The 14,350-nt window shown below is 64.7% G+C and carries 13 protein-coding genes; 3 read left to right on the forward strand and 10 right to left on the reverse strand.

Going from position 1 to position 14,350, the window contains the following annotated elements:
• Both OKW28_RS30585 and OKW28_RS30590 read right to left on the reverse strand, forming a co-directional pair.
• Positions 1–1,152 carry a PA0069 family radical SAM protein gene (locus OKW28_RS30585; protein WP_429451130.1) on the reverse strand — a complete coding sequence of 384 codons (1,152 nt, stop codon included), beginning with the start codon at positions 1,150–1,152 and terminating at the stop codon, positions 1–3.
• A 144-nt stretch (positions 1,153–1,296) separates the two neighbouring features.
• Positions 1,297–1,785, reverse strand: coding sequence for an Lrp/AsnC ligand binding domain-containing protein (locus OKW28_RS30590; RefSeq protein WP_429451132.1), 489 nt, complete (start codon positions 1,783–1,785; stop codon positions 1,297–1,299).
• A gap of 179 nt (positions 1,786–1,964) precedes the next feature.
• Between OKW28_RS30590 and OKW28_RS30595 the strand changes: the two genes are divergently transcribed.
• On the forward strand, positions 1,965–3,251 hold the full coding sequence (locus tag OKW28_RS30595) for a D-amino acid dehydrogenase (RefSeq protein ID WP_429451134.1): 1,287 nt from the start codon (positions 1,965–1,967) through the stop codon (positions 3,249–3,251).
• A 139-nt stretch (positions 3,252–3,390) separates the two neighbouring features.
• Here the strand turns inward: OKW28_RS30595 and OKW28_RS30600 are convergent, their stop codons facing one another.
• The 6 genes from OKW28_RS30600 to OKW28_RS30625 all read right to left on the reverse strand — a co-directional run bounded on the left by OKW28_RS30600 (position 3,391) and on the right by OKW28_RS30625 (position 9,749).
• Complete coding sequence (locus tag OKW28_RS30600) at positions 3,391–5,181, reverse strand: acyl-CoA dehydrogenase (protein ID WP_429447740.1); 1,791 nt, start codon at positions 5,179–5,181, stop codon at positions 3,391–3,393.
• Between the two features lie 98 nt (positions 5,182–5,279).
• Positions 5,280–6,227 (reverse strand): electron transfer flavoprotein subunit alpha/FixB family protein, encoded by a 948-nt coding sequence (locus OKW28_RS30605; protein WP_429451136.1) that lies wholly within the window; start codon positions 6,225–6,227, stop codon positions 5,280–5,282.
• Between the two features lie 13 nt (positions 6,228–6,240).
• Positions 6,241–6,990: an electron transfer flavoprotein subunit beta/FixA family protein gene (locus tag OKW28_RS30610; RefSeq protein WP_429451138.1), complete on the reverse strand. Its 750-nt coding sequence runs from the start codon at positions 6,988–6,990 to the stop codon at positions 6,241–6,243.
• Positions 6,991–7,225: 235 nt separating this feature from the next.
• Positions 7,226–8,023: a MetQ/NlpA family ABC transporter substrate-binding protein gene (locus OKW28_RS30615; protein WP_429451140.1), complete on the reverse strand. Its 798-nt coding sequence runs from the start codon at positions 8,021–8,023 to the stop codon at positions 7,226–7,228.
• A 48-nt stretch (positions 8,024–8,071) separates the two neighbouring features.
• The gene (locus OKW28_RS30620; RefSeq protein WP_429451142.1) at positions 8,072–8,725 is read right to left on the reverse strand and encodes a methionine ABC transporter permease; all 654 of its coding nucleotides are present in this window, start codon (positions 8,723–8,725) and stop codon (positions 8,072–8,074) included.
• A complete protein-coding gene (locus tag OKW28_RS30625; RefSeq protein WP_429451144.1) occupies positions 8,715–9,749 on the reverse strand; it encodes a methionine ABC transporter ATP-binding protein in 1,035 nt (344 codons plus the stop codon). The genes OKW28_RS30620 and OKW28_RS30625 overlap by 11 nt, the downstream gene beginning before the upstream one ends.
• A gap of 239 nt (positions 9,750–9,988) precedes the next feature.
• Between OKW28_RS30625 and OKW28_RS30630 the strand changes: the two genes are divergently transcribed.
• Entirely contained in the window at positions 9,989–10,894 is a 906-nt protein-coding gene (locus OKW28_RS30630) for a lysophospholipase (protein WP_429451146.1), read from the forward strand.
• A 27-nt stretch (positions 10,895–10,921) separates the two neighbouring features.
• Here OKW28_RS30630 and OKW28_RS30635 read toward each other — a convergent pair whose 3' ends face one another.
• Both OKW28_RS30635 and OKW28_RS30640 read right to left on the reverse strand, forming a co-directional pair.
• The gene (locus tag OKW28_RS30635; protein WP_429451148.1) at positions 10,922–11,731 is read right to left on the reverse strand and encodes an enoyl-CoA hydratase; all 810 of its coding nucleotides are present in this window, start codon (positions 11,729–11,731) and stop codon (positions 10,922–10,924) included.
• 79 nt (positions 11,732–11,810) lie between these two features.
• On the reverse strand, positions 11,811–12,734 hold the full coding sequence (locus OKW28_RS30640) for a histone deacetylase family protein (RefSeq protein WP_090801305.1): 924 nt from the start codon (positions 12,732–12,734) through the stop codon (positions 11,811–11,813).
• Between the two features lie 334 nt (positions 12,735–13,068).
• On the opposite strand from OKW28_RS30640, the gene mltB reads away from it, so the two are divergent.
• A complete protein-coding gene (gene mltB / locus OKW28_RS30645) occupies positions 13,069–14,247 on the forward strand; it encodes a lytic murein transglycosylase B (protein WP_429451150.1) in 1,179 nt (392 codons plus the stop codon).
• The last annotated feature ends 103 nt before the right edge of the window (positions 14,248–14,350 follow it).

The following is a 14,350-nucleotide window of genomic DNA, read 5'->3' on the forward strand; positions in this document are numbered from 1 at the left end:
CTAGAAAAGCCTCAGTTGCGGATTGTCGCACGCCGGTGCGCTCACCTGCTCGGCGCGCGGCGGCTCGATCCGGCGGAAATGCGACATGTCGAGAATGCCGCGGTCGCGCCCGTTCAACCCTAACCGGCGCACGGCCTTGTGAAAGCGCTGCCTGAGCAGATCCGCCCATAAGCCCTCTCCCTTCATGCGGGTCGAGAACGAAGAATCGTAATCCTTGCCGCCTCGCATGTCGCGCACACGGCTCATCACGCGCTCGGCCCGATCCGGGAAATGTGCGCCCAGCCAATCCTTGAACAGCGGCGCGACCTCCCACGGCAGCCGCAGCACGATATAGCTCGCATTGCTGGCGCCCGCTTCGGCGCATGCTTCGAGCACGCGCTCCATATCCGGTTCGGTGACGAACGGGATCACCGGCGCGATGCTGACGCCGACCGGAATGCCCGCCTCGCTGAGCGTACGGATCGTGCGCAGCCGGCGCGACGGCGTGGCCGCGCGCGGTTCGAGCGTGCGCGCGATGTCGGCGTCCAGCGTGGTGATGGTGATCGCCGCCATGAATTGCCCGCGCCCGGCCATCGGCGCAAGCAGGTCGATGTCGCGCTCGATCAGCGATGATTTGGTGATCGCCGCGAACGGGTGGTTGCGCTCGCTGAGCACCTCGATCACACGACGCGTAAGACGCAAGTCACGTTCGGCCGGCTGCCATGCATCGGTGGCGACGCCGAGCGCGATCGGCTCGGGTACATAGGATTTCTTCGACATTTCACGCTCGAGCAGTTCGGGCGCGTTGATCTTCGCGTAGATGCGGCTTTCGAAATCGAGCCCGGGCGACAAGCCCAGGTAGCTGTGCGTGGGCCGCGCGAAGCAATAGATGCAGCCGTGTTCGCAGCCCCGGTAAGGATTCAGCGACACACTGAACGGAATGTCCGGCGACGCATTGCGTGTGAGGATGGTTTTTGCGCGCTCCTCGAACACCTGCGTGCGCAGGACCTTCGGCTCCCCGTCTTCGTCGGCCGTCTGCCAGCCGTCGTGGACGGTTTCGCGCTGGTCGACTTCGTAGCGACCTTGCAGGTTCGTGACGGCGCCGCGCCCCTTGCGAGGCGCCGGCGGCGCGATCGGAAATTCGGGAATGTCAGGGGTGTCGGGGTCATCCACGGCGGGCCACACAAAGCGAACGCAAACAGGAAGCGCCAAAGGAAAGCGGCGCAAAACACCTGTATAAATATACAGTATTTACGCCGTTTGTCGAGCACTTCGTTGGTCGCTTGATGCGCGTCGAACCCCTCAGTGAACCGGCACCTACTCGCCCACCGCGATCGTCAGCGTCTCCTTGATTTCCTCCATCACCACATAGCTCTTCGACTGCACCGCGCCCGGCAGCTGCAGCAGGATATCGCCGAGCAACTTGCGGTAATCGGCCATTTCGCCGATGCGCGCCTTGATCAGATAGTCGAAATCGCCCGACACGAGGTGGCACTCGAGCACCTCGGGGATCTTCTGCACCTCGCGCCGGAACAGGTCGAACATGTTGCCACTCTTGTGATCGAGCGTGATCTCGACGAACACGAGCAGCGCCGCGCCCAGCTCGGCCGGGTTCACGCGCGCGTAGTAGCCGGTGATCACGCTGTCGCGCTCCATCCGCTTGACGCGCTCGATGCACGGCGTCACCGACAGACCGACCTGCTCCGCCAGGTCCTTCATCGCCATACGGCCGTCCTGCTGCAGGAGCCGCAGGATCTTGTGATCGAGCTTGTCGAGAGCCCGCACGGGCTGGCGCTGGGTACGCATGGTGTTTTTTCTAAAAATGATGAAAATACGATAACAAAACCTGTCTCACTGCCAATAGTATAGCGGTTAACACTGGGCAAACGGTATTTCACCTCACGTTGCAGCTCGCCGAATCGAATCAGATCGAACCTCCGGCGAGCGCCTTGCCCTCACTCAATTTTTGGATATCTGGAGCATCTATGCGAGTCGTCGTTTTGGGCAGTGGCGTCGTCGGCGTGACGAGTGCGTATTACCTCGCGCGCGCCGGTCATGAAGTGACCGTCATCGATCGCGAGGCCGGCCCGGCGCTCGAAACCAGTTTCGCCAACGCGGGCCAGATCTCGCCGGGCTACGCTTCGCCGTGGGCCGCCCCGGGCGTCCCGCTGAAGGCCGTCAAGTGGATGTTCCAGAAGCACGCGCCGCTAGCGATTCGCCTCGACGGCACCGCGTTCCAACTGCAATGGATGAGGCAGATGCTGCAGAACTGCACGGCGCCGCGCTATGCGGTGAACAAGGGCCGTATGGTGCGGCTGGCCGAATACAGCCGCGACTGCCTGCAGGCGTTGCGCGCCGACACCCGCATCCAGTACGAAGGCCGCACCGGCGGCACGCTGCAGGTATTTCGCACGCAACAGCAGTTCGACGGCGCCGCGAAAGACATCGCTGTGCTGCAGGAAGCCAACGTGGCATACGAACTGCTGACGGCCGACGAACTCGCCAAGGCCGAACCAGCACTCGCCGCGGTGTCGCACAAGCTCACCGGCGGCCTGCGCCTGCCCGGCGACGAAACCGGCGACTGCCAGATGTTCACGACGCGCCTCGCGGCGCTCGCCGAGGAACTGGGCGTCAAGTTCCGCTACAACACGTCGATCGACGCGCTCGCGATGGCGGGCGGCCGCATCGCCGGCGTCCAGTGCTCCGGCGAACTCGTGCGCGCGGATTCGTTCGTGGTCGCGCTCGGCTCGTATTCGACGCGCTTCCTCGATGGCATAGTGAAGATTCCGGTCTATCCGCTGAAGGGCTATTCGATCACCGCACCGATCGTCGACGCGGCTGCCGCGCCGGTGTCGACCGTGCTCGATGAGACCTACAAGATCGCGATCACGCGCTTCGATGACCGGATTCGCGTCGGCGGGATGGCCGAGATCGTCGGCTTCGACAAATCGCTGCGCCAGGCGCGCCGCGAGACGCTCGAGCTTTCTGTGAATGACCTGTTCCCAAGCGGCGGCGACACGTCGAAGGCGACGTTCTGGACCGGTCTGCGGCCGATGACGCCGGACGGCACGCCGATCGTCGGCCGCACGCCGGTTCCGAACCTGTTCCTGAACACCGGCCACGGCACGCTTGGCTGGACGATGTCGTGCGGCTCGGGCCAACTGCTCGCCGACTTGATGTCGGGCAAGCAGCCCGCGATTCGCGCGGACGATCTGTCGGTGCATCGCTATCTCGGCGAGACCGCGGGCGAGCATCGGCCGGCGTATGCGTGAGTTTGAGTGCGTGCGCTGACGCGGCCCTGGCCGCGGCGCAGGCCGCAACAAACTGCAGCCGTACCAACAAACGGCGCCTCGCGGGGCGCCGTTTGCATTTCAATGTGCTGCCGCGATCGCGGCCGGCATCGAGGCATGCTCAGAACTGGTCTTCCGACAAATCCAGCACGCCCTCGCCCCCCTTCGCGCTGACGATCGCCACTTCGAGCGCCGCCGCCTGTGGCAACACGTGCTCGGCGTAGAACCGCGCGGTCGCGATCTTCGCGTCATGAAACGCTGGGTCCTCGTCTCGCTTCGTCGCCGCGGCAAGCTGCGCACGCGCCATCTGCCAGCCGCCCAGCACGATGCCCGCGAGCTTCAGATAGGGCACGCTGCCCGCGAACACCGCATTCGGATCGCCCTTCGCATTGGCGACGACGAAATCGACGACCGCGCCAAGCGCGCGCTGGCCCTGCGCGAGCTGCGTGCGCATCGACGCGAACGCCGCACCCCGCTGCTCGCCAAGCGCTTCAACCGTTTCGGCGAGGCCAGCGAGCAGTTCCTTCGCGACCTTGCCGCCGTCGCGTAGCGTCTTGCGACCGATCAGGTCGTTGGCCTGGATCGCGGTCGTGCCTTCGTAAATCGGTAGAATGCGCGCGTCGCGGTAGTACTGGGCAGCGCCGGTTTCCTCGATGAAGCCCATGCCGCCATGCACCTGCACGCCGAGGCTCGTCACGTCGATCGACAGCTCCGTGCTCCAGCCCTTCACGATCGGCACGAGGTATTCGTAGATCGCCTGATGCTTCGCGCGCGTCGCATCGTCCGGATGACGATGCGCGATATCGCAGTGCGAGGCCGCGACGTAGGCGAGCGCGCGCGACGCCTCGGTGAGGCTGCGCATCGTCGACAGCATGCGGCGCACGTCCGGGTGCTGGATGATCGCGACCGACTGCTTCGCGGAGCCGTCCACGGGACGGCTCTGCACACGCTCTTTCGCATACGCGACCGCCTTCTGATATGCGCGATCCGAGATCGCGACACCTTGCATGCCGACCGCGAAACGGGCGGCGTTCATCATGATGAACATGTATTCGAGGCCACGATTCTCTTCGCCGATCAGCTGACCGAGCGCGCCGCCGTGATCGCCGAACTGCAGCACCGCGGTCGGGCTCGCCTTGATGCCGAGCTTGTGCTCGATCGACACGCAATGCACGTCGTTGCGCTCACCGAGCGAGCCGTCTTCGTTGACGAGAAACTTCGGCACAAGGAACAGCGAAATGCCTTTCACGCCATCGGGCGCGTTCGGCGTGCGTGCGAGCACCAGATGCACGATGTTCTTCGCCATGTCGTGCTCGCCCCACGTGATGAAAATCTTCGTGCCGAACAGCTTGAATGAACCGTCGGCCTGCGGCTCGGCGCGCGTGCGTACGAGCGCGAGATCGGAGCCGGCCTGCGGCTCGGTCAGGTTCATCGTACCGGTCCATTCGCCGGAAATCAGCTTGGGCACATAGGTCTGTTTTTGCGCTTCGCTGCCAGCGGTTAGCAGCGCTTCGATGGCGCCGTCGGTCAGCAACGGACACAGCGCAAAAGAGAGGTTCGACGCGTTGAGCATTTCGATGCAAGGCGTCGCGATCAGCTTCGGCAGGCCCTGGCCTTCGTAGTCGAGCGGATGTTGCACGCCCTGCCAACCGCCTTCGGCAAACTGGCGGAAGGCTTCCCTGAAACCCGGCGTCGCAGTGACCACGCCATCCTTCCAACTGCTCGGATTGCGATCGCCGTCGACGTTCAGCGGCGCGAGCACTTCGCCGCATAGTTTCGCCGACTCGTCGAGCACGGCCCGCGCGGTGTCGAGGTTCGCGTCCTCGAAGCCGGGCAGCTTCGCGATGTCTTCGAGTCCGGCCAGTTCTTTCATCACGAACAGCATGTCCTTGATGGGCGCCGTATAGCTCATTTCGGTTCTCCTCCCTTGATATGAAAAAAGGGCGCGGGACTTGGTCGGTCCTGCGCCCTTCGCTTGCTTTCGGCGGCCTCTTTCAGGCGCCGCGGCGCTTAGCCGAGTTCGCTCACGAGTTCCGGCACGAGGGTGAACAGATCGCCAACCAGGCCGTAATCGGCCACGCTGAAAATCGGCGCTTCTTCGTCCTTGTTGATCGCGACGATGACCTTCGAGTCCTTCATGCCGGCCAGATGCTGGATCGCACCCGAGATGCCGACCGCGACGTACAGTTGCGGCGCGACAATCTTGCCGGTCTGGCCGACCTGATAGTCGTTCGGCACGAAGCCCGCGTCGACCGCCGCACGCGATGCGCCCAGTGCCGCGCCGAGCTTGTCGGCCAGCGGCTCGAGCACCTTCATGTAGTTCTCGCCATTGCCCAGACCACGCCCACCCGACACGATGATCTTCGCGCTCGTCAGTTCCGGACGATCGAGCTTCGTCACTTCGCGGCTCACGAACTGCGAGATGCCGGCGTCTGCTGCCGCTTCGATCTTCTCGACCGCTGCGCTGCCGCCTTCGGCCGCGACGGCATCAAAACCGGTCGAGCGCACGGTGATGACCTTGATCGGGTCAGCCGATTGCACGATCGCGATGGCGTTGCCCGCGTAAATCGGACGCTCGAACGTGTCGGCGCTATCCACTGCGGTGATGTCGCTGATCTGCGCGACGTCGAGCTTCGCGGCGATACGCGGCGCGATGTTCTTGCCGTAAGCAGTGGCCGGCGCGAGGATGTGCGAATAGTGCTTCGCCGCATCTTGCACAAGCGTCAGGACCGTTGCTTCGACGTTTTCCGCGAGGCCTGCGGCCAGTTGCGGCGCATCGGCGAGCAGCACCTTGCTGACACCAGCGATCTTCGCTGCCGCATCGGCCGCGCCCTGCGCGTTATGCCCCGCGACCAGCACGTGAATATCACCGCCGATCTTCCGAGCCGCTGCGATCGTGTTCAGCGTCGCGGCCTTGATCGACGCATTGTCGTGTTCTGCAATTACCAGGTTCGTCATTTCTTGGGTCTCCTCACAGCACCTTCGCTTCGGTCTTCAGCTTCTCGACCAGCGTCTTCACGTCCGGCACCTTCACACCGGCGGAGCGCCTGGGCGGCTCGGCGACTTTCAGCGTCTTCAGACGCGGCGTGACATCGACGCCGAGGTCTTCGGGCTTGACCGTTTCCAGCGGCTTTTTCTTCGCCTTCATGATGTTCGGCAGCGTTACGTAGCGCGGCTCGTTCAGGCGCAGATCGGTCGTGACCACGGCCGGCAGCGTCAGCGACAGCGTTTCCGCGCCGCCGTCCACTTCACGCGACACCGTCGCCTTGCCGTCCGCCACGACAAGCTTCGACGCGAACGTCGCCTGTGGCAGGTTCGCGAGCGCGGCGAGCATCTGGCCGGTCTGGTTGGAGTCGTCGTCGATGGCCTGTTTGCCGAGGATCACCAGTTGCGGCTGCTCCCTGTCGACGAGCGCCTTGAGCAGCTTCGCGACGGCGAGCGGCTGCAGGTCTTCGTTCGATTCGATCAGGATCGCGCGATCCGCGCCGATCGCGAGCGCGGTGCGCAGGGTTTCCTGCGCCTGCGCAACACCCGCCGACACGGCGATCACTTCGGTCGCGACGCCCGCTTCCCTCAGACGCACGGCTTCTTCAACCGCGATTTCGTCGAACGGATTCATCGACAACTTCACGTTCGCGATATCGACGCCCGTACCGTCCGATTTCACGCGGACCTTCACGTTGTAGTCGACCACTCTTTTCACTGGCACCAGAATTTTCATGCACACGCTCCAAAGTTACGAATACGTCAACCCGATGAACATTATAGCGACTGCCCTCATGACAGCCGTGTCGCGGGCGCTTTGCGGGAGGATATCGCTCCTCAGCGGAGTGACGGCAATATCGAACGATCGTTCTATTTTAATCTCCAAAAAACCCGGGAGACAACCCCGGGTTCCGACTCAGACCTCTAATTTCGCATTGCCGTCGTGTTCTGCGAGGTCCGCGGGCGTTGCATCACCAGGAGGTGATCACCGAGCCGCCGAATTTGCTGTCGACGAACTGCTTCACTTCCGGCGAGTGGTACGCCGCGACTAGCTTCGCGACCCACGGCTTGTTCTTGTCCGCTTCGCGAATCGCGATCACGTTCACGTACGGACCTTTCCGGTCCTCGATCGCGATAGCGTCCTGCGTTGGCTTGAGGCCCGCTTCCATCGCGAAGTTGGTGTTGATCGCGGCGGCATCGACATCGCCCAGCGAACGCGGAATCTGCGCCGCGTCAAGCTCGACGATCTTTAGTTTCTTCGGATTGTCGACGATGTCGAGCGGCGTCGCCTTCAGACCCGCCTCGGCGCGCAGCTTCAGCAAGCCCTGCTTCTGCAGCAACAGCAGCGCGCGGCCGCCGTTGGTCGGGTCGTTCGGCACGGCGATCTTCGCGCCCGGCTGCAGTTCGGCGAGCGACTTCACCTTCTTCGAGTAGATACCCATCGGGTACGTGACCGTATCGGCGATACGGATCAGCTTGTAGCCGCGATCCTTCACCTGCGCCTGCAAGTACGGGTCGTGCTGGTAGCTGTTCGCGTCCAGATCGCCGCCCGCGAGCGCCGCGTTCGGCTGCACGTAGTCGGAGAATTCGACGATCTTGATGTTCAGGCCGTTCTTCGCGGCGACCGTCTTCACAACGTCCATGATCTGCGCGTGCGGGCCGCCGGTGACACCAACCTTGATCGTGTCTTCGGCATGCGCCGCAGTGGTGGCGAACAGCGAAGCCGCGCCGAATGCGGCGGCCAGCTTGAGAATGAAGCGACGTTGCATGATGGACCTTTTCCGAATCTTTCTTAGCGGGCTTCCGAACGCCCTTGTTTATTTGTGGCTCAGACGACGCACGAGCCAATCCCCAAACGACTGCACCAGTTGCACGAACACGATCAGTATCAGCACGACCGCAAGCATCACTTCCGGCAGGAAGCGCTGATAGCCGTAGCGGATGCCGAGGTCACCAAGACCGCCGCCGCCGATCGCGCCGGCCATCGCCGAATAGCCGACCAGCGACACGAACGTGATCGTCAACCCGGCGACCACCCCCGGCAGCGATTCCGGCAACAGCACCTTGAGGACGATCTGGCTGGTGGTCGCGCCCATCGCCTGGGCCGCCTCGATGAGCCCGCGATCGACCTCGCGCAGCGCCGTTTCGACCAGGCGCGCGATGAACGGCGCCGCGGCGACCGTCAGCGGCACGATCGCGGCCGCGGTGCCGATCGACGAACCGACGACAAGTCGCGTGAACGGAATGACGGCGACCAGCAGGATGATGAACGGCGTCGAGCGCACCGCGTTGACGATAACGCCCATCACGCGATTCAACGCGACGTTTTCGAGCACGCCCTGACGGTCGGTCAGATACAGCAGCACGCCGAGCGGCACGCCGACCACGGCGCCAATCAGTCCGGAGATGCCCACCATGATGAGCGTCTCCCAGAACGACTGGACGAACATATCGAACATTTCACTCAACATGCGAGAGCTCCTCCACGACGACACCCTGCTCGCGCAGAAACGTGATCGCCTGCGCGACCTTGGCCGGCTCGCCGCCCGCGAGCACCGCAAGCGAGCCGAACGCCTGCCCCTGGATCTCGTCGATCTGGCCGTGCAGGATGTTGAAGTCGAGCTCGTAGCGGCGAATCGTCTCCGACAGGATCGGCTGATCGACGCCCGAACCGGTGAACGCGAGGCGCAGCAGATGGCCGCTGCCGGTCTTCAACCGCTGCGCGACGCGCGCCTTCATGGCGGGCGGCAGCTCCTGCGCGATCACGTCGCCGATCAGCGCGCGCGTGACTTCGTGGTGCGGCTGCAGGAACACCTCGATCACCTTGCCCTCTTCGACGACGCGGCCCGCGTCGAGCACCGCGACGCGATCGCAGACCTGCTTGATCACGTCCATCTGGTGAGTGATCAGCACGATCGTCAGGTTCAGTTCGCGGTTGATGCGCTTGAGCAGATCGAGGATCGCGCGGGTGGTTTCGGGGTCGAGCGCGGAGGTCGCCTCGTCCGACAGCAGCACCTTCGGCTTGCTCGCGAGCGCCCGCGCGATGCCCACGCGCTGCTTCTGCCCGCCGCTGATCTGCGCCGGATAGCGATCCTTCTGCGCCGACAGACCGACGAGCTCGAGCAGCGGCAGCACGTTCGCCTCGATCTCGTCGCGCTTCATGCCGGCCAGTTCGAGCGGCAGCGCGACGTTGTCGTACACGGTGCGCGACGACAACAGATTGAAGTGCTGGAAGATCATGCCGATCTCGCGACGCGCGTCGCGCAGTTGCGCGGCGGGCAGCGTCGTCAGATCGCGGCCGTTGACGAGGATGTTGCCCTCGGATGGGCGCGTCAGCAGGTTGATCGTGCGCACGAGCGTGCTCTTGCCCGCGCCGCTGCGGCCGATGATGCCGAACACCTCGCCCGCCGGAATCGTCAGATTGACGTTGTGCAGCGCCTCGACCCACCCCCGGGGCCCGGCAAACCGCTGGGAAACATTGCGTATTTCGATCATGGACAAACGAAAACGGCGGAGGCTGCCGGCGAGCATCGTGCTCCCGACAAGCGGCCGCCGTTTCTTTTATTGGGATTTGAGGTCGTCATTCTACCGCAGCGACGACATGCCTTTTAATAATCAATTTCGATCTTTTCATAACCTGAGGACATTAGAGCCGCGCCTTATGCACGAAGCTCACGCGCTTCGCGCCGCTACGACTATGATCGGGCCACCCTCCTTCAGCACAGGCCGCCGCCATGCAGACTTCTCCGAGCCACACCGTGCGCGCGAGCGCCGGCAGTCTCAATAAAGATGCGCCGCAGCGCGGGTCGGTGACGACCGGCGATGGCATCGAGTTGCCGCTGTATCGCTGGCGGCCGAACGGGCCCATACGCGCGACGGTCGCGCTGCTGCACGGCCTCGCCGAGCACGCCGGCCGTTACGCCGCCGTAGCGGGCCGGCTCAACGCGGCGGGCATCGAACTCGTCGCAATCGATCTGCGCGGCCACGGCCACGCGCCCGGCAAGCGCGCCTATGTGAGACGCTTCGACGACTACCTGCTCGATGCGCAGGCGCTGCTCGACGCCGCCGCGCAAAGCTGTGCGCCGTTATTCCTGATGGGTCACAGCATGGGTGGCGCGGTGGCGGCGCTGTATGCGATAGAGCGCCTCGACGCGAGCGGGCGGCGCCTTGCCGGCCTGATCCTGTCGAGCCCCGCGCTCGCGCCGGGCCGCGACGTGCCGAAGTGGATGCTCGCGCTAAGCCAGGTGATCAGCCGCGTCTACCCAAGCTTCCCGGCGATGAAGATCGACCCTGCGCTACTCTCGCGCCTTCAGCCGGTGGTCAAAGCCAACCTCAACGATCCGCTCGTGCATCACGACGCGATTCCGGCGCGCACGGGCGCCGAACTGCTGCTCGCGATGGCGCGCATCGAACGCGGACGCGCGAGGCTGCGCATGCCGCTGCTCGTGTTTCATGGCACCGACGACAAACTGACCGAGCCCGACGGCAGCCGCGCGTTCGGCGAGCACGCGGGCTCGCCGGACAAGACGCTCACGCTGCACGAGGGTAGCTACCACGAGACGATGAACGACCTCGATCGCGATCGGGTGATCGAGGCGTTGGTCGAGTGGATCGAAAGGCGGGCGGTGGGACCGAGTTGACGAGACGCGGCGCTTGCTGGCCGTCGACTACCGCTTCCACTCCGGCGCGCGTTTGTCGATGAAAGCCTGCACGCCTTCGAGCGCCGAGTCGTCCATCATGTTGCAGGCCATCGTCTGCCCCGCGAGCTGGTACGCGGCTTCGATACCCATTTCGAGCTGCCGGTAGAACAGGCCCTTGCCCGCGCTGACAGCTTCGACCGGCTTCGCGCAGATGCTCGCGGCGAGCCGCGCGACTTCGTCGTCGAGCGCATCGGCTGGGGCGACGCGGTTCACGAGCCCCTGCTTGCGCGCTTCGGCGGCATCGATGAAATCGCCGGTCAGCAGCATTTCGAGCGCGGCCTTGCGCGACAGGTTGCGCGACAGCGGCACCGACGGTGTCGCGCAGAATAATCCGAGGTTCACGCCCGATACGGCGAAGCGCGCGGTATCGGCGGCGACCGCGAGATCGCACATTGCGACCAGCTGGCAGCCGGCGGCGGTCGCGATGCCATGCACGCGCGCGATCACCGGCTGCGGCATGCGCTGGATCGTCAGCATCAGCTTCGTGCAGCGCGCGAACAGCTGCTGGTAGTAAGCAAGCGATGGCGCCGCGCGCATTTCCTTGAGGTCGTGCCCCGCGCAGAACGCGCGGCCAGCGCCGGTGATCACGACCACGCGGGCATCGGTCTTCGCGATCCCGGTCAGCGTCTGCTGCAGTCCGTCGAGCAACGCTTCGGACAGCGCGTTGAACGCATCGGGCCGGTTCATCGTCACGCGCACGACGCCCGCTACGCGATATGCGTCGTGTTCGATCGTGACCAGCGACGCGTCGCCGGTGCTGGCGGGACTGGCGTTCATGGCTCGCTCCTCGGTGCGTGAATGTCGATTTTCGCTCGCTGGCTTTCGAGCCGCTGTCGCCGCGTGCAGGCGGGCAACCTCAGATCTCCGCCAGCGACCGCACGTGCGCGACCACGCTGCGTCCGAGCGCCGACAGGTTGTAGCCGCCCTCGAGACAACTGACGATGCGCCCACGCGCATAACGCCGCGCGATCTCGCGCATCTGGTCGGTGATCCACGCGTAATCGTCTTCGACGAGGCCCATGTTGCCGAGGTCGTCCTCGCGATGCGCGTCGAAGCCGGCCGAGATGAACAGCATCTCCGGCCTGAATTCGTGCAGGCGCGGCAACCACAGCATATCGACCGCTTCGCGCACGGCCATGCCGTTCGAACGCGCCGGCATCGGCACGTTGCACATGTTGGACGCCTGGTTGTCGGCGCCCGTGAACGGATAGAACGGGTGCTGGAAGATGCTGCACATCAGCACGCGCGGGTCGCCCGAGAACGCGGCCTCGGTGCCGTTGCCGTGATGCACGTCGAAGTCGATGATGGCGACGCGCGCGAGACCATGCACGTCGAGCGCGTGGCGCGCGGCGATCGCGATGTTGTTGAAAAAGCAGAAGCCCATCGCACGCGCCGGCTCCGCGTGATGGCCCGGCGGCCGCACGCTGCAGAACGCGTTGTCGTAGCGGCCTTCGATCACCGCGTCGGTGGCGGCGACCGCCGCGCCCGCGGCGCGCAACGCGGCCTGCCACGTGTGCGGATTCATCGTCGTGTCGGGATCGATCTCGGCCACGCCCTCGACGGGCGAGCGACCGCGGATGTAGTCGACGTGCGCCTGCGTGTGCACTCGCAGCAGCGCGGCCTCGTCGACGAGCGGCGGCGATTCGCGCTCGATCAGCGCGTCGATGCGGCTTGCGATCAGTTGATCCTCGATCGCCTGCAGGCGCGCGGGACACTCCGGGTGCCACTGCCCCATGTCGTGCAGCAGACAGTCGGGGTGGGAATAGAAGCCTGTTGCCATAGTTCGTGTTGTGCGTCTCTTCTGCGGCGCGGCGCATGAACTGCGCGCGCGGCGTGTCTCCGTCGAGCGGCGCGCGCCCCCGCGCGCCTCCATTCGTCAAATTACCACACGACGCCGCTGTCGCCGATTCAGCACGGTTTTGCGGGAGCCGTCGGGTATACTTCCCCGACCCGTTATTCGCCGTTTCGTTCCTGCCGCTTTCCGACTGCTTCCAGCCTTTCACGCATCGCGCTCACTGCTCACCATGACCGTCAAGCTTGCTCTGTCCGCAGGATCCCCACGCAACCGGCTTCGCCTCGGCACCCACGCCGCCTCACTGATCGTCGCATCGTGCATGTTCATCGCAGCAAGTCCCGCGAGCGCGCAAAGCGCCACGAGGAAAGCACCGGTGCAACTCGCGCAGAGCCAGCCGCAGCAGCCCGTACCGCAAGGACAGACGTTCGAGGAAGAGATCATTCCGCAGCGCTATGCGAACAACGCGAACGTCGATGCGTTCATCAACGAGATGGTCGCGCGCTACGATTTCGACGAAGCGTCGCTGCACGCGCTGTTCACCGGCGTCAGCTACTCGGCGACCGCAGTGAAGCTGGTCACCCCGTCACCGACGCCGTCGGTCAAGAACTGGCGCTCGTATCAGGCGCGCTTCCTCGACCCGGTGCGCGTCAATGCCGGCGTGCAGTTCTGGCGCGAGAACCGGGCCACGCTGCAGCGCGCGTATCAGGAGTTCGGCGTGCCGCCGGAGATGATCGTCGGCATCATCGGCGTCGAGACGATCTACGGTCGCTACATGGGTAATTTCCGCGTGCTCGATGCGCTGACCACGCTGAGCTTCGATTATCCGAACACCGCGAATCGCGCGGACCGCCAGGCGACCTTCCGCAAGAATCTCGAAGACTACCTGGTGTGGACGCGCGACGCGCAGATCGACCCGAACACGGTGCTCGGCTCGTACACCGGCGCGATCGGCATTCCGCAGTTCCTGCCGAGCAGCATCGTCCAATACGCGGTCGACTACGAAGGCAACAAGCGCATCGATCTGCGCACGAGCGATGCGGATGCGATCGGCAGCGTCGCGAATTATCTGCGCCAGAACGGCTGGGAAAGCGGGCGGCCGGTGGTATGGCGAATCGGCTCGGACGCGGGCAGCCTCGGTGTCGCGCAGGCCGCGGCCAATGGGCAGCCGGAGCCGCACTGGCCGCTCGACCAGTTGCTGCGTGCCGGCCTCGTGCTGAACGAGCCGAACGTCGACATTGCTTCCGAAGCGGGCACGCCGGTCACGGTGGTCGATCTGACGACGCCGGGACGCGGCACCGAGTTCGTGCTCGGCCTGAAGAATTTCTACGTGCTCACGCGCTACAACCGCAGCTTCTTCTATGCGCTCGCGGTGTACCAGCTCGGTCAGAAGGTCAAGGCGCAGATGGAGGCGTTCGATGCGGCGAATGCCGCGAAAGCGGCCAACAACGGCGGCGCGTCGCAAGGCCAGGCGGATCAGTCGAACTCAGATTCGCAGTGAGTCGCGCCGCGAGTCGCCGTGCGCGCCTCGCGTTGAAGCACGTAAAAAAGCGCCGGCTCGACCGGCGCATTTTTATTGGTTCGTGCACCCGCGAAGGCGCCGG

It is taken from the genome of Paraburkholderia sp. 40, assembly GCF_050434105.1.
In the GTDB taxonomy this organism is placed as follows: domain Bacteria; phylum Pseudomonadota; class Gammaproteobacteria; order Burkholderiales; family Burkholderiaceae; genus Paraburkholderia; species Paraburkholderia tuberum.